Consider the following 20,816-nt stretch of genomic DNA (forward strand, 5'->3'; position numbering starts at 1 on the left):
TTGGAACCGCAAGTCTGGGTCTAGGGGCACTTTTGATGTTCCCTGCGGCTGCCGCATTTGCCGTCCCATCTGGAACTGGTGATGAAACGGGAGCCAGCTCAGCACAGCTTTCCGAGACCTCCCTACGCGTGGCAACCATCCAGGCAAACCTCAGCGGCGAAACCCCTGAGCAGCTTCCGGCGGATCTGCTGCGTGGCTCTGACCGCCAAGCGGGGCAGGTTGCTGACAAGATCAGCCGAGCCAACGCCGATGTCGTAGTGCTCACCGAGATGGATGCCACCCAGGAAGCCGTGGATGCATTCAACGACCAGTACCTGCAGAACCCGGACGATGGCCGCGCGGATGTGGAATACGAGTATTCCTATCTCGCAGTGGGTTCCAAGGGCCTGCAGAGCGGTGCTGATCTGAATGCAGACGGCGTAATTGGCAGCGCCGAGGATGCATGGGGCCAGGGCGCCTTTGCCGAGCAGGGTTCCATCGTGGTGCTTTCGAAGTACCCGATCGCTCAAGACCAGGTCACCGGCGTATCCCAGCTCCGGTGGCAAGAGGTCGCACATGACATGATGCACCACACCGACTTCTCCGGCGTGCTTGCTGCTTCCATCCCGGTGATGAGCACCGGTTTGTGGGACATCCCGATCCAGTACCGCGGCGAGCCGGTGCATGTGCTGGCCACCCAAACCCAGCCAGATGCACAGGACCAGGAATTCGCTGACGCCCGTCTGGCCGATGAGCTGAAGGTCATCAACGGCTACCTGGCCGGCGAGGACTACATTCGCACCGATGAGGGCCGGCAAGCCGAAGGAGTTGGCGAAGACCGCTACGTCATCGCAGGAGCCCTGGGCCTGCAAGAAGGCGCGGCCGATCGCGTGGAGCCATTCCTTGCGGGACTGGACCGCGAGAACGCATTGCATGATTCGGGCAGTTACCTGGTTCCAAGCCAAGCCTGGCAGGTACTAGGCCAGGGCCGCATCCAGGAACACCAGCCGAGCATTTCCCAGCCGATTTCCGGTACTGTGCCTAATCTGGTTGAGGAATCAACGCCACTGCTCTGGACCGATATCCAGTTCTAAGCGCCAAGCAGCTCACGAAGATACGGGTTGAGGAATAGTCCCTGCGGATCGAGAGTTTCGCGCAACCTGGTGAAGTCGCTGAATTTCGGAAAGAGCTGAGCCAGCTCTGCTGCCTGCAGGGAATGCTCCTTGCCCCAGTGGGGCCGGCCGCCCAAAGACCGGAAGATCTCTTCCATGGCCGCAAAGTATCCCGGAGCCTGATCGCGGATATAGCGGTGCACGGCAATATACACGCTGTCCCTTCCGGTAGCCGTACCCAGCCACGTGGAATCCGCGGCGGCAGTTCGCACCTCGATGGGGAAGAACACCTCAACCCCGTTGCGCTCGAAGTATCCGCGCACCCGGGTGAAGGCTTCGGCGAAAGCATCCAGCGGCAACGCATATTCCATTTCGGTGAAACGCACCCGCCGGGGGCTGGTGAAAGCTTCGTTCCAAGGTGCGATGGAGCTGCGGTCAGATAAGGCAGCGCAAGCTACCGCATTCAACTTGGCCGTGCTGCCGGGCACTGCCGCGCTCACCGAGCTGAGCAGCTGCAACGCACCATTGGAAAGCAGCTCATCGTTGAGCCACTGGGCCACCGGATTCGGCTTCTTTGCAGGGCTCTGCCCATCGAGCCGGGTATTGATCTTCACCTGGGCTTTGCTGGTGCCCGGGAACCAGAAGAATTCCAGATGGTCTTCGTGCCGGGCCCGGTCCATGAAGCTTTCTGCGATCTGCCCAATTGGTTCGATGCTTTCGGCCGCATGGATCATGAAGTGTGGGACGCAGCGCATGCGCACATGGGTGAGGACCCCCAGCGCGCCCAAGCCGAGACGGGATGCTTCAAAAAGTTCGGGATTCTCCTGCGAACTGGCACGCACATGCGAGCCGTCGGCCAGCATGATCTGCACGCCGGTAACCGCCGCGCTCAATCCGGTGAATTTCAGGCCCGTACCGTGGGTACCGGTGCTGATTGCCCCCGCGATCGATTGCCTGTCGATATCTCCCATATTTTCCAACGCGAGGTGGAATGGCTTGAGCAGCGCGGGGACTTGCCAAAGCCGGGTTCCAGCGCGGAAGAGCACCTCGTGGGTGAACGCGTCGACTTCTTCTATTCCCTGGAAACCATCCAGGTTCAGCAGCACCCCGTCGGTATGTACCAGCGGGGTAAAGGAATGCCCGGCGCCGACGGTGCGCACCGGCTGATGCCGGGCAGCGGCCTGCTGGAGATACTGGGATAATTCGGTGACGCTGCGCGGACGGTTGATTGCTGCGGGATGAGCGTGGACAGTCCGTGCGAAATTCTTGAAGGTGCTCACAAGAATGCTTTCCCTTCACCGCGGTAGGTAGGCCATTGCTCGATGATCTTGCCTTGGCCGTAGACCGCTACCTTATTAACCCGTTCGGCTGGTTCGCCCGCTTTGGCATGGCGCAGCCACACCCGTTCGCCGATGGCGATGCGATGCGCTGCCGGTCCGGTCAGCGGGGTCTGCACTTCACCGGCTCCTTCCAGTGCCAGAAGGCGCAGCTTCTTAGGATGTTCGATCTTGGGCAAGCGGTCCTTGCCGGATGGACCCGATGCCACCCATCCGCCGCCGAGGATGGTTACCGTCTGCTCATCGGGGCGGCGGACCACAGGGAAGCCCAAGAACAGTGCAGGGGCAGGGCGGAATGCGCGGAAGGAATCGAATAGCGCAGGGGCGAATAGTCCCGAGCCCGCAGCTATTTCGGTTACTGCCGGCTCCTGTACGGTACTTTCCACCGAGCCGGTCCCACCGGCATTCACAAATCGAAGGTCACCAAGGTTGCGTACCAGCTCCACGGTTTCTGCACGGCGCTGGGCCAATTCGGCAGCGCTGCGCTGCCGCAGTTTTCGGGAGACCAGGGCCTTGGGGCTGAAACCGCCATCGGGGACCGAAGCGATTTGGGACTCGTAGCCCATCAGCCCATCCAGGATGAAATTAGGCCGGCGGTGCACTTCGGCGGCCAGCTCGGCGACCTGGGCCGGACGGGTCAGTGGAGAGCGTGCAGCACCGATGCGCCAATTGCTGCTGGGGTAGTATGCAGCATCGAGTTCCAAGGCGACCTTTAACGGTCCGTGCTTCGGGGCAATCCGATCGATCAGGTCCAGTTGCTCTTCGGTGTCCACCATCAGCGTCACTTCTTCACGGGCCTGCTCGCTGGCAGCCCAGCGGCTGATCGCCTCAGCGTCGGTTTGCGGGTAGGCGACCACCAGATCCCTCAACCCATGGCTAGCCAGCCAAAGCGCTTCGGCCAGGGTGAAGCAGAGAACTCCGCGAAATCCGGGTTCATCCAGTGCCCGTTCCAGTGCCTTGCGGACGCGCAGCGATTTGGAAGCGACACGAATCGGCACCCCTGAGGCACGTTCGCGTAGGGCGATCAGATTGGAATCAAAGGCATCCAGGTCCAGCAGAGCCACTGGATGCTCTGAAATGCCGGCACTTTTCAAGGCGTGGTTATACCGTTTGGCCTGTGCGTTCTTCATAGGCCAACTCTTTCACCAGGTTCATGGAGTATCAAGGAATTTTTCAAGGTGCATGTGCTCAAGCTGAAAGCTCAAGGAAACTCTCAGGGTCTTGCGGTTAGGCTGGAGCCATCATGAAAAACGATCCAATTTCAATGACCCTGCTTGGCAAGGACGGAAAGCCGCGCTCGGGCGTGCAAGATGCCATCATGAAGGGCATTGGCGTGCAGCGTCCGCTGGTACTTGCGTACATCAAGCGTCTGCGTAAAAAGCACCCCGAAGCCACTACTGCTCAGCTGGCAGCAATCGCCGAACGCGATTACCTGCGCGTAGTAACCGGTAGCGGCGCGGCCGTTGGCGGAACCGCAGCAGTTCCAGCAGTTGGTACCGGTGCAGCGCTGGGTCTGTCTGTCGCAGCGACGCTGGGCTTCCTCGAAGCTTCGGCGTTGTATGCGCAGAGCTTGGCGGAGTTGCACGGTATTGCCATCGATGATCCGGATCGTTCCCGAGTACTGGTCATGGGCATCATGATGGGCGAGGAAGGCAGCTCGATGATTTCCGGATTGACTTCCCAGGTTGCCGGGCGTGGTGGCGGACCTATCCAGGGATGGGCGAGGTCCTTCGGAGTTGGCAAGTCCAAGACTGTCTACTCCTCGGTGCAGCGTGCCTTGCAGAAGAAGTTCCTGCGCAAGATCATCGGAACCCAGGCTGCTAGCACCTTGGGACGCTTGGTTCCGTTTGGTGTTGGCGCAGCGATCGGTGGCGTAGGCAACCGGTATATGGCAAAACGAGTCATCGAGAATGCTGGTGTTGCTTTCGCCGGTATCCCGACGATTGCTCCGAGTTCGTTGCCTTTGGACGACCCGCGGGTCATTGAAGCGGAGATTGTCGAAGACTAGCAGCACGGCAAAGTGCGTTTTCAACCGTCTCCTTAATATGTTTCACGGATTTTTACGCACGTCGATCCGCATGAATACGGGCTTTAATCGACGATCGAAAATTAAGTGTGCACGGTCACCGCTGAAAAAGACTCCGCCGATTTGCAGACCCCCCCAAACCTGTGTATAGTTTTTCCTTGTCGCCGAGAACAAAACGGAAGAAATAACCGGATGTGAAACGGCAGCAAAACCCCAGAAAATCAAGGTTTTTCCACAGTCCTGTGGACAACATTTGAAAAGAATGGGAACTAAGAATACCGATTCAAATCACAAACAATGGATTTGACTTTCAGGAATTCGAAGTTATAGAATATGAATATAACGCTGGACGAAATTACCGCCTGGAATGGTGGGTAAAGAACCGGTAAGTGTTTGTTGTTTGAGAACTCAATAGTGTGCCAAGTTTGTTGATACCGAATATTTATTTTATTTGGTGAATACATATTATTTGCTTGAGGCATTGCACCCCCGTGTGATGTGCTTGAGTGTTTTATTATTCGCCAGGACTTCATCGATTCTTCCCTTATTTTCCGAGGGGTTTCGGTGGCTTTTTATTTTTTATGGAGAGTTTGATCCTGGCTCAGGATGAACGCTGGCGGCGTGCTTAACACATGCAAGTCGAACGATGAAGCCCAGCTTGCTGGGTGGATTAGTGGCGAACGGGTGAGTAACACGTGAGTAACCTGCCCCCGACTCTGGGATAAGCCCGGGAAACTGGGTCTAATACCGGATATTACCTCTTGCCGCATGGCAGGTGGTGGAAAGATTTATCGGTGGGGGATGGACTCGCGGCCTATCAGCTTGTTGGTGAGGTAATGGCTCACCAAGGCGACGACGGGTAGCCGGCCTGAGAGGGTGACCGGCCACACTGGGACTGAGACACGGCCCAGACTCCTACGGGAGGCAGCAGTGGGGAATATTGCACAATGGGCGAAAGCCTGATGCAGCGACGCCGCGTGAGGGATGACGGCCTTCGGGTTGTAAACCTCTTTCAGTAGGGAAGAAGCGAAAGTGACGGTACCTGCAGAAGAAGCGCCGGCTAACTACGTGCCAGCAGCCGCGGTAATACGTAGGGCGCAAGCGTTATCCGGATTTATTGGGCGTAAAGAGCTCGTAGGCGGTTTGTCGCGTCTGCCGTGAAAGTCCGAGGCTCAACCTCGGATCTGCGGTGGGTACGGGCAGACTAGAGTGATGTAGGGGAGACTGGAATTCCTGGTGTAGCGGTGAAATGCGCAGATATCAGGAGGAACACCGATGGCGAAGGCAGGTCTCTGGGCATTTACTGACGCTGAGGAGCGAAAGCATGGGGAGCGAACAGGATTAGATACCCTGGTAGTCCATGCCGTAAACGTTGGGCACTAGGTGTGGGGGACATTCCACGTTTTCCGCGCCGTAGCTAACGCATTAAGTGCCCCGCCTGGGGAGTACGGCCGCAAGGCTAAAACTCAAAGGAATTGACGGGGGCCCGCACAAGCGGCGGAGCATGCGGATTAATTCGATGCAACGCGAAGAACCTTACCAAGGCTTGACATGTGCCAGACCGCTTCAGAGATGGAGTTTCCCTTCGGGGCTGGTTCACAGGTGGTGCATGGTTGTCGTCAGCTCGTGTCGTGAGATGTTGGGTTAAGTCCCGCAACGAGCGCAACCCTCGTTCCATGTTGCCAGCACGTAGTGGTGGGGACTCATGGGAGACTGCCGGGGTCAACTCGGAGGAAGGTGGGGATGACGTCAAATCATCATGCCCCTTATGTCTTGGGCTTCACGCATGCTACAATGGCCGGTACAATGGGTTGCGATACTGTGAGGTGGAGCTAATCCCTAAAAGCCGGTCTCAGTTCGGATTGGGGTCTGCAACTCGACCCCATGAAGTCGGAGTCGCTAGTAATCGCAGATCAGCAACGCTGCGGTGAATACGTTCCCGGGCCTTGTACACACCGCCCGTCAAGTCACGAAAGTTGGTAACACCCGAAGCCGATGGCCTAACCACCTTGTGTGGGGGGAGTCGTCGAAGGTGGGACTGGCGATTGGGACTAAGTCGTAACAAGGTAGCCGTACCGGAAGGTGCGGCTGGATCACCTCCTTTCTAAGGAGCTAACCATTATTGGTTGCCCGTGTCTGTGCCCGAGTGTGGTGCAGGCGGGTTGCTCATGGGTGGAATATCAATGGACTCAGTACTGGAAAGCGTGCACGCTGGTGTCATCCCAATGTGGGTGGTGCGTTCGTGTGCGGGGTACTGGCTGTGGCTGCAGGGTGTTTGCGCATCTGCGAGTACGCGTTTGGGGAGTCTTTGGCTTCTTGGGTGCTGGAAAGCGGTGTGCGGGTGTTGTGCGGTTTGTATGGTTTGGCATGCTGTTGGGTTTTGAGGCAACAAGCCTCCGTGCCTGTGGGTTGGGTGTTGGTCGGGTTCTCCGCTTTGTGTGGGGGGTTTGGCTGGTGCGTGGCTTGTGGGTGGCGGGGTTCTTGGTGTTTCGGTGTTTGTCCTGTGTTTGCTGCAGGTGCGCTGGTGTGGTGGCGGTTTTGTGCTGTTGCCCGGGTGTGCTTGCGGGGGTGCGGGGTTGTTGTTTGGGAACTGTATAGTGAACGCGAGCATCTTGCAGATGAGATGAGCTTGGGGTCCTTTTCCTTGGATCCTTGGGTGTTTGAGTCTTGTCTGCGTGATTTTGTTAGATTGTTTTATTGCTCAATTCTGAGAACTTTGATTTGTGTTGAAGTTTTTAAGGGCGCACGGTGGATGCCTTGGCATCAAGAGCCGATGAAGGACGTGGGAATCTGCGATAAGCCTGGTGGAGTCGATAACCGGACGTTGAGACCAGGATTTCCGAATGGGGGAACCCCGCACCATGTTATGTGGTGTGACCTGCAGCTGAATGTATAGGCTGTGTGGAGGGAACGCGGGGAAGTGAAACATCTCAGTACCCGCAGGAAGAGAAAACAATAGTGATTCCGTTAGTAGTGGCGAGCGAACGCGGATGGGGCTAAACCGGTTGGTGTGTGATAGCGGATAGGCGTTGCATCATCGGGGTTGTGGGGTTGACATGTACCAGCGCTATCTTGCTGGTGGGATGAGGTGCAGGCGTATAGGTGAATCGGTTGGAATGCCGGACCAGAGAGGGTGATAGTCCCGTAGGTGTAATGCGTGTCTGCCGTTCTAGTGTTGATACCCGAGTAGCACGGGGCCCGTGAAACCTTGTGTGAATCTGCCAGGACCACCTGGTAAGCCTGAATACTACTTGATGACCGATAGTGAATCAGTACCGTGAGGGAATGGTGAAAAGTACCCCGGGAGGGGAGTGAAATAGTACCTGAAACCGTGCGCTTACAATCCGTTAGAGCCTGGGACTTGTTCCTGGGTGATGGCGTGCCTTTTGAAGAATGAGCCTGCGAGTTAGTGTTACGTCGCGAGGTTAACCCGTGTGGGGAAGCCGTAGCGAAAGCGAGTCTGAATAGGGCGTTTGAGTGGCGTGATCTAGACCCGAAGCGAAGTGATCTACCCATGGCCAGGTTGAAGCGCGTGTAAGAGCGTGTGGAGGACCGAACCCACTTCAGTTGAAAATGGAGGGGATGAGCTGTGGGTAGGGGTGAAAGGCCAATCAAACTTCGTGATAGCTGGTTCTCCCCGAAATGCATTTAGGTGCAGCGTTGCGTGTTTCTTACTGGAGGTAGAGCTACTGGATAGGCGATGGGCCCTACAAGGTTACTGACCTTAGCCAAACTCCGAATGCCGGTAAGTGAGAGCGCAGCAGTGAGACTGTGGGGGATAAGCTTCATAGTCGAGAGGGAAACAGCCCAGAACGCCAACTAAGGCCCCTAAGCGTGTGCTAAGTGGAAAAGGATGTGGAGTTGCTGTGACAACCAGGAGGTTGGCTTAGAAGCAGCCACCCTTGAAAGAGTGCGTAATAGCTCACTGGTCAAGTGATTCCGCGCCGATAATGTAGCGGGGCTCAAGCACACCGCCGAAGTTGCGTCATTCAAATATTTGCCTGGCTTTTGTTGGGCGTTTGGATGGGTAGGGGAGCGTCGTATAGCGGGTGAAGTCGCGGTGGAAACCAGCGGTGGACGCTATACGAGTGAGAATGCAGGCATGAGTAGCGAATGACGGGTGAGAAACCCGTCCGCCGAATGATCAAGGGTTCCAGGGTTAAGCTAATCTGCCCTGGGTTAGTCGGGACCTAAGGCGAGGCCGACAGGCGTAGTCGATGGACAACGGGTTGATATTCCCGTACCGGCGAAGGACCGCCCATACCAAGCTGTGGATGCTAACCATGATGGATCATGGCTGTTGCGGCCTTCGGGCTGCTGGTTGTGTGATGTGGTGGGAACCGATGCAGTGAGGTCAGCGTATTAACAGGTGTGACGCAGGAAGGTAGCCGAGCCAGGCAATGGAATTGACCTGGTCCAAGGGTGTAGGAAGAGTGGTTGGCAAATCCGCCGCTCAGATATTCTGAGACCTGATAGGCGCCCGCTTTGGCGGGTGATTCGGTGATCCTATGCTGCCTAGAAAAGCATCGGCGCGAGGTCCAAGTCCGCCCGTACCCCAAACCGACACAGGTGATCAGGTAGAGAATACTAAGGCGATCGAGAGAATCATGGTTAAGGAACTCGGCAAAATGCCCCCGTAACTTCGGAAGAAGGGGGGCCTGCCTCGTGATCGGCTCTTGCAGCTGTGAGCGGGTGTGGGCCGCAGAGACCAGGGGGAAGCGACTGTTTACTAAAAACACAGGTCCGTGCGAAGTCGCAAGACGATGTATACGGACTGACTCCTGCCCGGTGCTGGAAGGTTAAGAGGACTGGTTAGCACTTTGGTGCGAAGCTGAGAATTTAAGCCCCAGTAAACGGCGGTGGTAACTATAACCATCCTAAGGTAGCGAAATTCCTTGTCGGGTAAGTTCCGACCTGCACGAATGGAGTAACGACTTCCCCGCTGTCTCAACCATGAACTCGGCGAAATTGCAGTACGAGTAAAGATGCTCGTTACGCGCAGCAGGACGGAAAGACCCCGAGACCTTTACTATAGTTTGGTATTGGTGTTCGGTGCAGCTTGTGTAGGATAGGTGGGAGACTGTGAAGCTTGGACGCTAGTTCAGGTGGAGTCATCGTTGAAATACCACTCTGGCTGTACCGGTCACCTAACTTCGGACCATGATCTGGTTCAGGGACAGTGCCTGATGGGTAGTTTAACTGGGGCGGTTGCCTCCTAAAATGTAACGGAGGCGCCCAAAGGTTCCCTCAGCCTGGTTGGCAATCAGGTGTCGAGTGTAAGTGCACAAGGGAGCTTGACTGTGAGAGTGACAGCTCGAGCAGGGACGAAAGTCGGGACTAGTGATCCGGCGGCACCTCGTGGAAGGGCCGTCGCTCAACGGATAAAAGGTACCTCGGGGATAACAGGCTGATCTTGCCCAAGAGTCCATATCGACGGCATGGTTTGGCACCTCGATGTCGGCTCGTCGCATCCTGGGGCTGGAGTAGGTCCCAAGGGTTGGGCTGTTCGCCCATTAAAGCGGTACGCGAGCTGGGTTTAGAACGTCGTGAGACAGTTCGGTCCCTATCCGCTGCGCGCGTTGGAAATTTGAGAAGGGCTGTCCTTAGTACGAGAGGACCGGGACGGACGAACCTCTGGTGTGTCAGTTGTACTGCCAAGTGCATCGCTGATTAGCTACGTTTGGAAGGGATAACCGCTGAAAGCATCTAAGCGGGAAGCCTGCTTCGAGATGAGATTTCCATGCACCTTGAGTGTGAGAGGCCCCCAGCTAGACCACTGGGTTGATAGGCAGGATGTGGAAGCAAGGACTAAAGACTTGTGGAGCTGACCTGTACTAATAGGCCGATGACTTTCAACACACAATATTCACAATATTTTACTGGCATGATCATTATGCTGTTCGCGTTCACTATACGGTTACGAGACAACAACCTCAAACCGAAAAATACATGGCTTTTGCATGACACCGGAAAACATGACCAAGATGATTGGTTTGTGTGCTTCGTGATTGTTACGGCGGTCATAGCGTGGGGGAAACGCCCGGTCCCATACCGAACCCGGAAGCTAAGGCCCACTGCGCCGATGGTACTGCACTCGTGAGGGTGTGGGAGAGTAGGTCACCGCCGGACTTAACTTGAGTTGAATGGTTTGAGGCCCTGGAACACAATGCGTGTTCCAGGGCCTCACCTGTTTAACCCGCAAGACAGGTTGCTGGGATGGCTTGATGGTTGGTGGGGGTTGGGCTGGTGCCTGGCCCCCTTTTCCTGTTTAAGGGAGCAATAACTAGCTGGGTGTCCCTTGACGCTGGAGTTGTGGCGGCTCTAGAGTCGACCCACGCACTGGTGGTTGGCCGAGGAGAATCCACATATGGAGCATCTAACCTTCGCTATCAATGTCACCCTTGATGGCTGTATTGATCATAGAGTGGGGATCGCTGACGATGAGACTCACGAGTACTTCACCGGCTTGATGGACGAGCATGGAGCAATGCTGTGGGGCCGGACTACCTACGAAATGATGGAAGAGTACTGGCCGCTGGTGGCCAGCGGAGAAGTCGAGGCGCCCCAGGCGCTGCTCGATTGGGCACTGAAGTTGCAGGACAAGTCCAAATATGTGGTTTCCGCTCAGCGCGCCGACTTTCCGTGGAATAACAGCCACTATCTCATTGGCAACCTGCGCACGTCGGTTCAAGAGCTGATAGAGCGTGTGCCGGACGGCGTGCTTTTGGGCAGCGGCCAGCTGGCAACAGCATTGGACCAGCTGGGACTGATCGACGAGTACCGCTTTCTGGTTCACCCGATCATTGCCGGGCATGGTCCGCGGCTGTACGATGCGGGGTTGCCTGCTTCGCGCCGACTGGAGTTGGGGGAAACTATGAGCCTGGGCAATGGCGTTATTGCCGCCCACTATCGCCGCGCGCAATAAAGCCGGCCCGCTCGTGCAATGAGGTCACGAGCAGGCCGGCTTTGGCGCAGGTTTTTGATTAGCGGGTGGTGGCTTTCTGGCCTATGAGCTCAGCCAGGGTCGCAAGGGATCCGTGCTCATGCAGGGATTCCAAGGTCTTCAGGTACGGGGCGGTGAAACGCTCATCATCAACCACGTCCCCAAAGAGGTCGCGCTGGCGCAGGAATGCCAACGGGTCGTCGCTGTGATTGGACGCGGCAGCATGCACTTCCTCGGCCAGCCTGTCGACGATGGCGATTGCTTCGCCGGATTCATCGGTGCCCTCGGCATAACGCGCCCAGCTGGCCACGATGGCGGCCGATAAGGTGACGTCCCGATCGGCGGCGAGATTCTCGCGGACCACGGGCATGAGCCACTTGGGGATGCGGTCCGAGGAATCAGCGCACAGCCGTGCCACGGTGTCGGCCACATATTCATTGCTGTAGCGCTCGATGAGCTTGTGCTGGTACGCGTCCAGATCCACGCCGGGCAGCTCGCGCAGGGTCGGTTCGGCCTCGTTTTTCATGTAGCTCAACAAGAAATCGGCGAACAGGGCATTGCGCGCCACATCATGCACCGCACGGTAGCCGGCCAGGTGGCCGAAGTAGCACAGGCCCTGGTGGGTGGCGTTTAGCAGGCGCAGCTTCATCAGTTCATAGGGCACCACGTCATCGACCAGCTGCACTCCGGCTTCCTCGTAGGGCGGGCGGCCGGCCACGAACTTGTCCTCCAGAACCCACTGCTCGAAGTCCTCGCAGACCACGGGCCATCCATCCTCGATGCCGTAGCGCTCGGCGACATCGGCGCGGTCTGCATCCGTGGTGACCGGGGTAATGCGATCCACCATGGAGTTCGGGAAGGATACGTTCTCCTGCACCCAGTCGCCGAACTCGGGGTCCAGCGCCGTGGCGAAGGCGCCGAACATCTGGTGCGCAACCTCGCCGTTGCCCTGGATGTTGTCGCAGCTCATGACGGTGAAGGGGGCGATGCCACGTTCGCGGCGCAGCCTCAGCCCGGCGCTGATCAGGCCGAAGGTGGTGCGCGGGGCCCGCGGGTTGGCAAGGTCTGCGGCGATGGCCTGGTTGCCCAGGTCGAATTCGCCGGTGACCGGGTGCACGTTGTAACCGCCCTCGGTGACCGTGAGCGAGACAATGCGGATCGCCGGGTCCGCCAGTTGCTCAATGGCGGCGTCCAGATCGTCGGGTGCGTAGAGGAAGCCGAGGATCGAGCCGATCACCTCGACTTCACGGGAGCCATCGGGGTTTTTCACCACGAGGGTGTAGAGCCCATCGCTGGCCGACAGCACATCGCGCATGCGCTGATCGGATTCCATCACGCCCATGCCGATAATTCCCCAGTCCAGGGCCTTGCCCTGATTCATCAGCCGATTCAGGTACATGGCCTGGTGGGCCCGGTGGAAACCGCCGACGCCGAAGTGCACAATGCCGGCGGTGGCCTTGTTGCGGTCGTACTGCGGGGTGCCCACCTGCGGATCAAGCTGGGTCAGGGTGCGGTTGTTCAGTTTCATGGTTGATTGCTCCTTGGTCGGCAAGTTCGAGGGTGGATCAGTGTGCTGCGATGGTGGCGGGCTGCTGCACGCCGTGGAAGCCGGGCTGGGTGCCGCGCAGCGCGTGGGACATGATTGCCGCAACCAGGTAGAGCGCCGCGAAGAGGAAGACCATGCCCGAGGCCCCGAGGACGTTGTAGAGCAGGGCCACCAGCAGCGGACCGGCGAAGACGGCGGCGCCAATGCCCAGGTTGTAGGAGGCCATGGCAGCTCCGGGGTGCTCGGGCGCCAAGGAGACGGCGATGGCCGAAAGCGGAACGAAGCCTGCCAGGCCGATGCCGAAGACCGCACCGATAACCAGGGTCAGGGCATAGGCGAAGGAATAGCCGTGATCGACGGCCCAGGCAGGCACGAGGTAGAGCGCTGCCATGGAGATCGCGCAGAGCACCGCGCCAAACCAGACCACCACCTTGGACCAGCCCAGCTTGTCGCCCAGCGCACCGAAGAACAGGTTGAACGGGATGTTCACCGCGTAGATCACCGTGGTCAGGATCAGGAACTGGCCGACGCTCCAGCCGAATCGGTCCACGAACAGTGCCGGGAAGAAGACGGCCATCCCGTAGGTGGGGACGGAGTTGATAGTTCGGGTGAGCATCACCAGCAGCGCCTTGCGATTGCTCGCCAGCAGGCGCAGCCCAAAGCTCATGGTCTTGAAGACTTCTTCCGGGTTGCTGACCAAGGCGGCGCGTCCGGTTTTTTCCTTCACGCCAATCAGCGCGATTGCCGCGCCGATCACAACCAGCGCCAGGGAGACCCAGAGGGTCTGGTAGTAGCTCAGGGAGAAGATTTCCAGGCTGGCGCTGGCGGTCAGCGCGCCGAGGGTAGGAAGCCCGGAGCTGAAGGCCACATAGAACCAGCCGATGGCCACGGCCAGGCGCTTGGCATTGGCGGTGGCTGAAATCCAGACCAGGAAGCCGTAGGCGAAGAAGGGGTAGCCGAAGCCGCGAAGCCCGTAGGCGATGAAGATCAGCGGCATGCTCGAGCTGTGCAGGGCGACACCCAGGAAGAGCAGCTCGAAGACCACCCAGATGCCTGCGCCGATGAACATGACCTTGCGCGGGCCCCAGAGGTCGGAGAGCGAGGCGGAGAGGAAAGCGGCGATGGCCACGGCCACGCCGTAAATGGTGACCAGGGTTCCGGCCAGCGGAATGGAGAAGCCATGTTCGCCAGTCAGGTAGGGGGCGAGGATGTTCGTTTCCACGCCGTCGCCGATCATGAAGATCATCAGGCCCACGAAGCCCCAGAGCAGCGGGCGAGGCAGCCCGAGCTTATCGAGGATCGAGGTGCTCGTGCTCGGTGGTGCAGGCAATGGGTGGGAATTCATGGCGCTCCTTTGCGACGGCCTTGCAGGTGCGATCGATTGAACTAATCTAACACCAAAATAACAAACTCAACAGATTTTTTGTAAAAACTTGAAAAAATGATGTTTTGCAAGTGCGGGTGCAGCATCTATCATCGAAGTTGTGGCATATAACGAATCTGATGTTAAAAACGATGCTCCCGATGCAGTCCAGGGGCTGCCTCCGGAGACCCGCCGCGAGGAAATCACCGGGCATGTGAACAAGTCCCGCAGCTGCCGGGTGGAAGAGCTGGCCGAGATCTTCGGGGTTAGTGCCATGACCATCCACCGCGACCTGGAACAGCTGGCCAAGGAGGGCCGGGTGGAGCGGATCCGCGGAGGAGCCCGGGCCATCACCGCCCGGCTCGCCGAACGCGATGTGCGCCTGCGCCGGCACCTGAACGCCGAGGTCAAGCGCCAGCTCGCGGCCACCGCGGCGCAGCTGATCGAACGCAACTCGGTGATCGCACTGGATGACTCCACCACCATCGGGGCGCTGGGCAGCTATTTGGAAGAGCGCGAACCGTCCACCGTGATTACCCACTCGCTGGCGCTGATGGGCGCGGTTTCCGCGATGGCGCATATCGACATGGTCGGCCTGGGCGGACAGTACTATGCCGAAACCGATTCCTTCCTCGGCTCGATCGTGGTTGAGCAAGCCCAGCGGCTGATGGCCGACGCCGTTTTCGTGTCCACCACGGCCATCAAGAACCAGGCCCTGCTGCACCCGGATGCCGAAGCGGCGCGCACCAAGCGCAGCCTGCTGCAAATGGGCCGGCGCAAGATCCTGGTGATGGACTCCAGCAAATTCGAATCCGCCGGCATCTACCACGTCATGGACCTGGCCGAAATCGACGACGTGGTCATCGACGACCAGCTCGATCAGCGGCTCATGAGCGAACTGCAGGGCCTGGGCCCGCGCATCCACATCGTCCGCACCTCCGCAAAGGAACAGCCATGAAACCCACCTACGTCCTAGGCATCGACTCTTCCACCCAATCCTGCAAGGCCCTGCTGGTCGACGCGCAGAGCGGGGAAGTGGTGGCCGAGCAACGCAGCAGCCATCTGCCGGGAACCCAGATCGATCCGCAACACTGGGTCACCGCGCTGGAAACGGCCACCACGGGACTGCTGGAGCAGGCTTCGGCGGTGTCCATCGCCGGGCAGCAGCACGGCATGGTGGCCCTGGACGAACACGGGCAGCCGGTGCGCGAGGCCATGCTGTGGAACGATACCTCCTCCGCCCAGCAAGCCAAGGAGCTGACCGAGGAGCTCGGCGGCGCGCAGGCCTGCGCCGAGAAGATCGGCAGCGTCCCGGTGGCCTCGCTGACCGTGACCAAGCTGCGCTGGCTGCGCGATCACGAGCCGGAGAACGCGTCGCGCACCACCCAGGTCCTGCTGCCCCACGACTACCTCACCTGGCACTTGGGCGGGCGCAAGGAAGCGGTGACCGATCACGGGGACGCCTCGGGCACCGGGTACTACGATCCGGCCGCGCGCCGCTTCTTGCCCGATCTCGCGGCGGACGCACTGGGGCACAGCGTGCAGCTGCCGCGGCTGGCCCAGGCCAATGAGCAGGTGGGGCGGACCTCCACCGGCGCCGTGATCGGCGCGGGCACCGGGGATAATATGGCTGCCGCGCTGGGGCTCGACCTGCAGCCCGGTGATGTCTGCATCTCCATCGGCACCTCAGGGGTGGCCTCCGCGGTGGTCGAGGACAGCGTGCATGACGGCAGCGGAATGGTGACCGGCTTTGTCGCCGCCAACGGCAAATTCCTGCCGCTGGCCTGCACCCTGAACGGGGCGCCGGTCCTGGACTTCGGCGCACGCATGCTCGGGGTCGGGAAGCAGGAATTCTCCGACCTGGCGCTGGCTGCCGAGCCAGGTTCCGGCGGTGTCGTGCTGCTGCCGTACCTCGGCGGGGAACGCACCCCCAACCGGCCCGAAGCCACCGGCCTGTTGCAGGGGCTGCGCGGCACCACCACCCGCGAGCAGATCGCCCGCGCTTATGTGGAAGGGCTGCTGTGCTCCATGAAGGATGCGGTCGCGGCGCTGGAAGCGAGCACCAAGGTGGCCACGAAGCGGATCCTGCTGATCGGCGGCGGCGCCCAGGCCGAGGCGGTCCGGGTCATCGCCCCGCAAATTTTCGGGGTGGCCGTGGACGTGCCCAGGACTGCGGAATACGTGGCGCTGGGAGCCGCCCGGCAAGCGGCCTGGGCACTGGGCGGCCAGGAGCAACCGCCGGTCTGGGATATCGCCGAGTCAACCCGCTACCAGGCCCGGCCCCGGCCGGAAATCTATGCCGGCTACGCGAAGCTGCGCGATGCCACCGAAGGCTGGAATTAGGGCCGATATCGCGTAGCGTAGGAACCATGGATACGCTCTTTTTCGCCCACCGCGGCAGTTCGCACAAATACTCGGAGAATACCCGGGCCGCCTACCTGCAGGCCATTGACGAGGGCGCGGACGGAATAGAGTGCGATGTCCACCTAAGCAAAGACGGACTAGTCGTTTGCCATCATGATCCCACCGTCGACCGCACCTCTGATTCCACCGGGCTTGTTGCCGAATATACCCTGGCCGAGTTGAAAGCCATGGACTTCACTGGAGTTGTCCCAAGCGTGCTCCCAGCCGGGTACGGTGCGGAAAACGAGCAGCTGCTCAGTTTGGATGAACTCTTCGAGCTAATCGAAGCTCACGGCAAATCAGTAGGCCTGGCGATCGAGATCAAGCACCCAAGCCCATACGGACACCTGCTCGAGAAGACAGTGCTCCAGGTTCTGGCTGCGCACGGCTTCGACCCGCAAACCGGTACGGCAGGATCACGCGGGCAGATTTCCGTAACCCTGATGAGCTTTGAACCGAATTCACTGCGCTATCTGGCCCGTACGGTGAACACGTCGCTGCTGTGCCAGCTGATGACCGAGATCCATCCCGAACGTGTCCAGCAGCTTATCGATTCAGGAGACCTCGTACGAGCAGGGGTTTACGAAGTGCTGTACCGTTCGGTGGCTGAGGGAATCGAACTGATCAATGCCGGGGGAGCAGGCATCATAGGCTGCGGTGTCGCATGGACCCGCGCCAATGAGCATTTGGTGCGACGCTGGCTGGAGCAAGGCTTGAAGGCCCGGGTGTGGACGATAGACCGTCCCGCCGACGCACAATTCCTGGTGGGGCTGGGCGTTGGGGAATTGACCAGCAACCGCCCGGCAGAACTACGCAAAGAACTGGAGCAAGGCTAGAGACCATGAACGATCACGCGATCGAACAGGACAACTTGTACCTGCAAGACACCTACGTTTTCACCACCCGTGCCACCGTCATTGCGACAGGCAGCAGCGAAGATGGCCAGTGGATTGCGCTGAGCCCCAACATCTTCCATCCTCGGGGCGGTGGCCAGCCCGAAGACTCCGGTACCGTGGACGGGCAACCGGTGGCAGTCCAGCGTGACGAAGCTGGGCTGGTGGTCTTGTACGGTGCAGACACCAAGGCCGTAGGTGAAGAAGTCACCGCGGAAATTGACGCCGCATTGAGGCTTTCACACGCCGCGTTGCACACCGCTGGGCATGTACTGGGCTTCGCCGGCGAAGACCGCGGCTGGCAGCATAAGGGCCATTCGCACTTCCCTGGCCAGTCGCGCTTGGACTTCGACCCGGCCAGCGTTGATCTGCCTCTGGGCGATGAGCACGAGCGTGCCGCTGCACGAGAATGGATCCAAGCGCGCGTCAACGAACTCATTGCCGGCGGCGGAGAAATTGCCACCACCACCGATGAGCAGGGGATTCGAACCGTAAGCATCGCCGGGGTGAATGCCGAGCCGTGCGGCGGCACCCACGTGAAGCACCCGAACCAGCTGCGGCAGGTGGAAATCGGTGAGGCCAAGGTCAAGCGCGGGGTCTACAAGGTTAGGTACGATGCCCACGTCGGCTAGCAGGTTCACCCCGGCGACCAAGATGGGCCTGTCCATCGCGTTCGCCACGGGACTGTACGGCATTTCCTTTGGCGCGTTGTCGATCGCTGCAGGGCTGAATTTGTGGCAGACCGTCGCATTGAGTGCGCTGATGTTCACCGGCGGCTCGCAGTTCGCCTTTATTGGCGTGATCTCTGGGGCCGGTGCGCCTTCGGCAGCATTCTCGGCCGCTTCGCTGTTGGGAATCCGCAATGCGGTGTACGGCATGCAGATCAAGCAAACACTGCGCCCTTTGGGCAGGCATGTGCCATGGATGGCCCAAGTGACCATCGATGAATCTACCGCAGTTAGCCTGGGGCAATCGGATCCTGCTGAAAAGCGTCGTGGATTCTTCACTGCCGGGGTGGGTGTCTACGTCTTATGGAATCTCTTCACCCTTGTGGGTGCCCTACTGGGTGAACGCATGGGGGATCCGGCAGCTTGGGGGCTGGACGGTGCCGCGGTGGCTGCCTTCATCGGCTTGCTCTGGCCGCGCTTGAAATCAGTCGAGCCGATCATGATAGCGATTGCCGCCGCAATCCTCACCGCGCTGGCAGTACCGGTAACTTCCCCGGGCTTGCCGATTCTGCTTACTGCAGGGTGTGCAGCAATCTATGCGGTCGCCACCGGCAGGCGTGCGCCAGCCGCAACCGAGCATGGCGATTTGGAAAGCGTTGAAGAGGAGCGAGCATGAGCGAATTGAGCTGGTGGATTCTGGCTGCATGCCTCACCGCCTATGCGCTCAAGCTCTGTGGCTATTTCGTTCCGCGCAAGGTTTTGGATTCTCCGACGATGTCCAATGTCGCCGCGACGCTGACCATCGCGTTGCTGGCCTCGCTGGTGACGGTTAATGCTTTCACTTCGGGGCAGGAACTTGTTATCGATGCCCGAATCGGTGCTCTTGCGGCCGCTATTTTAGCACTTTCCTTCAAGGCTCCCTACCTCGTCGTGGTGGTCACCGGTGCTTTGGCCGCGATCTTATTGCGGGCAACCGGCCTGGCTGCTTAATTATTGGCTGAAGGCAGATGACAAGCCTGAGGAGCAGTGAGACAGTGGAAGCATGATTGTAGCTTTCAGCGTAGCCCCGAGTAATGACAACCCCAATGGTTCGGTCCACGATGCTGTGGCCGAGGCGGTGAAAGTCGTCCGCGATTCAGGGCTTCCCAACCGCACCAGTTCCATGTTTACCGAGATCGAAGGCGAATGGGATGAGGTGATGGAGGTCGTCAAGCAGGCCTCGATGGCCGCTGGACGTTTTGGGTCGCGCGTTTCACTGGTGTTGAAGGCCGACATCCGCCCAGGCTACGAGGGCGAGCTCGACGGGAAACTTCAGCGGCTGGAGAAGGCTATTGAAGATAGTGAGGAGAGAGCGTCGTCATGATCCACCATTCAGCCGACCATCACGCGGCGGCAGTCGACGAATATTTGGAACAGCGCCTGGGACTTCGTATTGATGCCCTGGAAGCAGGCCGCGAGCATGCGCACAATGCCGGGTTGCCGCGGATTGAAGTCAGCCCGGCACAAGGCAAGTTCCTCCAGCTGCTCGTCGAGATCACCGGTGCACGTCGAGTGCTGGAAATCGGAACGCTCGGTGGCTACTCGACCAGCTGGCTGGCCAAGGGTGTTGGAGAATCCGGTACCGTGATCAGCTGCGAATTCGAACCGCTGCATGCCTCGATTGCCCGTGAGAATCTGCAGCGAGCCGGCCTTTCGGAACGTGTTGAAATCAAGCTCGGTGCAGCCCAAGGGTCCATGGAATCGTTGATTTCCAGGAAGAGCGCACCTTTCGACCTGATCTTTATCGATGCGGATAAGCGTAATAACGTGCGCTATCTCGAACTTGCCATGGATCTGGCGCGGCCAGGCACGGTGGTGGTGCTGGATAACGTGGTGCGCAGCGGAGCCATATTGGATGCCGTGGCCGATCATGGGACGCAAGAAGCGGATGTGCGCGGAGTCCAGGATTCATTGCAGTGGTTGCGTGATGACCCGCGTGTTTCAGCTACCGCGCTGCAGACCGTAGGGGCCAAAGGCTGGGATGGGTTCGCGCTGGCACGAGTGCTGTAAGAGGCTAGCGAATCCGGTGATGGTCGTGAAGCTCGATTTCGAGTTCTTCGCTTTCCTCCGGTTTGAACGGCGGAGACTTCATGATCAGGAAGTACACGCCGAGCCCGCAAAGCACGCCTATCGGCGGGCCGACCCACAGGGCAAAGTCGGTATTGCGCACCAGGCCTGCGACTACCGGACCAACGAGCATCGGGATGATGTAGTAGTAATGGTCCGGTTCAGCAGGTCCCCAGAAACGTTCGAATCTGGCCAGAATGCTGAAGCCAGCAGCTAGCAGTACACAACCGAGCAAAATTACCCAGAAGGTCGAAGAAAGGCTGATAGTTAGGGTCAGGGAACCGACTAGGCCACCGGTCAAAGCAGCGTATTTTATATTTCGGTTCAAGCCCGACCCCCTTTTCGCACAATATTTACTACCAGATAAGCATTTTTTCAAACATTTGGAGAGTCCGCAATACTACTTTAGTAGGAGGGCAACCGGGTGCGTTGGAGGAAAT

The 20,816-nt window shown here is 59.1% G+C and carries 16 protein-coding genes and 3 rRNA genes; 14 read left to right on the forward strand and 5 right to left on the reverse strand.

Translation table 11 applies throughout. The annotated features are described in order from the left end of the window. The first annotated feature begins 35 nt into the window (after positions 1–35). Positions 36–1,073: an endonuclease/exonuclease/phosphatase family protein gene (locus AARI_RS01150; RefSeq protein WP_041648284.1), complete on the forward strand. Its 1,038-nt coding sequence runs from the start codon at positions 36–38 to the stop codon at positions 1,071–1,073. On the opposite strand, the gene AARI_RS01155 is transcribed toward AARI_RS01150, so the two are convergent. Together AARI_RS01155 and AARI_RS01160 are read right to left on the reverse strand one after the other, a co-directional pair. Continuing rightward, positions 1,070–2,371 carry a D-arabinono-1,4-lactone oxidase gene (locus AARI_RS01155; protein WP_013347554.1) on the reverse strand — a complete coding sequence of 434 codons (1,302 nt, stop codon included), beginning with the start codon at positions 2,369–2,371 and terminating at the stop codon, positions 1,070–1,072. The genes AARI_RS01150 and AARI_RS01155 overlap by 4 nt on opposite strands. Further along, positions 2,368–3,558 (reverse strand): alanine racemase, encoded by a 1,191-nt coding sequence (locus tag AARI_RS01160; protein ID WP_013347555.1) that lies wholly within the window; start codon positions 3,556–3,558, stop codon positions 2,368–2,370. The genes AARI_RS01155 and AARI_RS01160 overlap by 4 nt, the downstream gene beginning before the upstream one ends. Positions 3,559–3,671: 113 nt before the next feature. On the opposite strand from AARI_RS01160, the gene AARI_RS01165 reads away from it, so the two are divergent. From AARI_RS01165 to AARI_RS01185, 5 genes are all read left to right on the forward strand, one after another. Beyond that, the gene (locus AARI_RS01165) at positions 3,672–4,436 is read left to right on the forward strand and encodes a hypothetical protein (protein ID WP_013347556.1); all 765 of its coding nucleotides are present in this window, start codon (positions 3,672–3,674) and stop codon (positions 4,434–4,436) included. Between the two features lie 596 nt (positions 4,437–5,032). After that, positions 5,033–6,558, forward strand: a 16S ribosomal RNA gene (locus AARI_RS01170). Positions 6,559–7,179: 621 nt separating this feature from the next. Next, positions 7,180–10,313 (forward strand): 23S ribosomal RNA (locus tag AARI_RS01175). Between the two features lie 153 nt (positions 10,314–10,466). Next, a 5S ribosomal RNA gene (rrf, locus tag AARI_RS01180) occupies positions 10,467–10,583 on the forward strand. The 16S, 23S and 5S rRNA genes sit together here, the layout of an rRNA operon. A 238-nt stretch (positions 10,584–10,821) precedes the next feature. After that, a complete protein-coding gene (locus AARI_RS01185; RefSeq protein WP_013347557.1) occupies positions 10,822–11,379 on the forward strand; it encodes a dihydrofolate reductase family protein in 558 nt (185 codons plus the stop codon). Between the two features lie 58 nt (positions 11,380–11,437). On the opposite strand, the gene AARI_RS01190 is transcribed toward AARI_RS01185, so the two are convergent. Then, on the reverse strand, positions 11,438–12,925 hold the full coding sequence (locus AARI_RS01190; protein ID WP_013347558.1) for a mannitol dehydrogenase family protein: 1,488 nt from the start codon (positions 12,923–12,925) through the stop codon (positions 11,438–11,440). 37 nt (positions 12,926–12,962) lie between these two features. Further along, the gene (locus AARI_RS01195; protein WP_013347559.1) at positions 12,963–14,288 is read right to left on the reverse strand and encodes an MFS transporter; all 1,326 of its coding nucleotides are present in this window, start codon (positions 14,286–14,288) and stop codon (positions 12,963–12,965) included. A gap of 139 nt (positions 14,289–14,427) precedes the next feature. Here AARI_RS01195 and AARI_RS01200 point away from each other — a divergent pair, with 139 nt between their 5' ends. The 8 genes from AARI_RS01200 to AARI_RS01235 are packed head-to-tail and all read left to right on the forward strand — an operon-like array spanning position 14,428 to position 20,319. Further along, entirely contained in the window at positions 14,428–15,264 is an 837-nt protein-coding gene (locus AARI_RS01200) for a DeoR/GlpR family DNA-binding transcription regulator (protein ID WP_013347560.1), read from the forward strand. Next, positions 15,261–16,649 carry a xylulokinase gene (xylB, locus tag AARI_RS01205; protein ID WP_013347561.1) on the forward strand — a complete coding sequence of 463 codons (1,389 nt, stop codon included), beginning with the start codon at positions 15,261–15,263 and terminating at the stop codon, positions 16,647–16,649. Before AARI_RS01200 ends, xylB begins: the two co-directional genes overlap by 4 nt. Before the next feature lie 26 nt (positions 16,650–16,675). Further along, positions 16,676–17,545 carry a glycerophosphodiester phosphodiesterase gene (locus AARI_RS01210; protein ID WP_013347562.1) on the forward strand — a complete coding sequence of 290 codons (870 nt, stop codon included), beginning with the start codon at positions 16,676–16,678 and terminating at the stop codon, positions 17,543–17,545. A 5-nt stretch (positions 17,546–17,550) separates the two neighbouring features. Then, positions 17,551–18,234 (forward strand): alanyl-tRNA editing protein, encoded by a 684-nt coding sequence (locus AARI_RS01215; protein ID WP_013347563.1) that lies wholly within the window; start codon positions 17,551–17,553, stop codon positions 18,232–18,234. Beyond that, positions 18,218–18,946, forward strand: a complete 729-nt coding sequence (locus AARI_RS01220; RefSeq protein WP_197535088.1) for an AzlC family ABC transporter permease — start codon at positions 18,218–18,220, stop codon at positions 18,944–18,946. The genes AARI_RS01215 and AARI_RS01220 overlap by 17 nt, the downstream gene beginning before the upstream one ends. Then, a complete protein-coding gene (locus AARI_RS01225; RefSeq protein ID WP_013347565.1) occupies positions 18,943–19,260 on the forward strand; it encodes an AzlD domain-containing protein in 318 nt (105 codons plus the stop codon). The genes AARI_RS01220 and AARI_RS01225 overlap by 4 nt, the downstream gene beginning before the upstream one ends. Positions 19,261–19,312: 52 nt before the next feature. After that, entirely contained in the window at positions 19,313–19,633 is a 321-nt protein-coding gene (locus AARI_RS01230) for a thiamine-binding protein (RefSeq protein WP_013347566.1), read from the forward strand. Continuing rightward, positions 19,630–20,319 carry an O-methyltransferase gene (locus tag AARI_RS01235; protein WP_013347567.1) on the forward strand — a complete coding sequence of 230 codons (690 nt, stop codon included), beginning with the start codon at positions 19,630–19,632 and terminating at the stop codon, positions 20,317–20,319. Before AARI_RS01230 ends, AARI_RS01235 begins: the two co-directional genes overlap by 4 nt. A gap of 4 nt (positions 20,320–20,323) precedes the next feature. Here AARI_RS01235 and AARI_RS01240 read toward each other — a convergent pair whose 3' ends face one another. Next, the gene (locus tag AARI_RS01240; protein ID WP_157867063.1) at positions 20,324–20,704 is read right to left on the reverse strand and encodes a hypothetical protein; all 381 of its coding nucleotides are present in this window, start codon (positions 20,702–20,704) and stop codon (positions 20,324–20,326) included. Positions 20,705–20,816 lie beyond the last annotated feature (112 nt).

Origin of the sequence: Glutamicibacter arilaitensis Re117, assembly GCF_000197735.1 — a bacterium.
Classification (GTDB): domain Bacteria; phylum Actinomycetota; class Actinomycetes; order Actinomycetales; family Micrococcaceae; genus Glutamicibacter; species Glutamicibacter arilaitensis.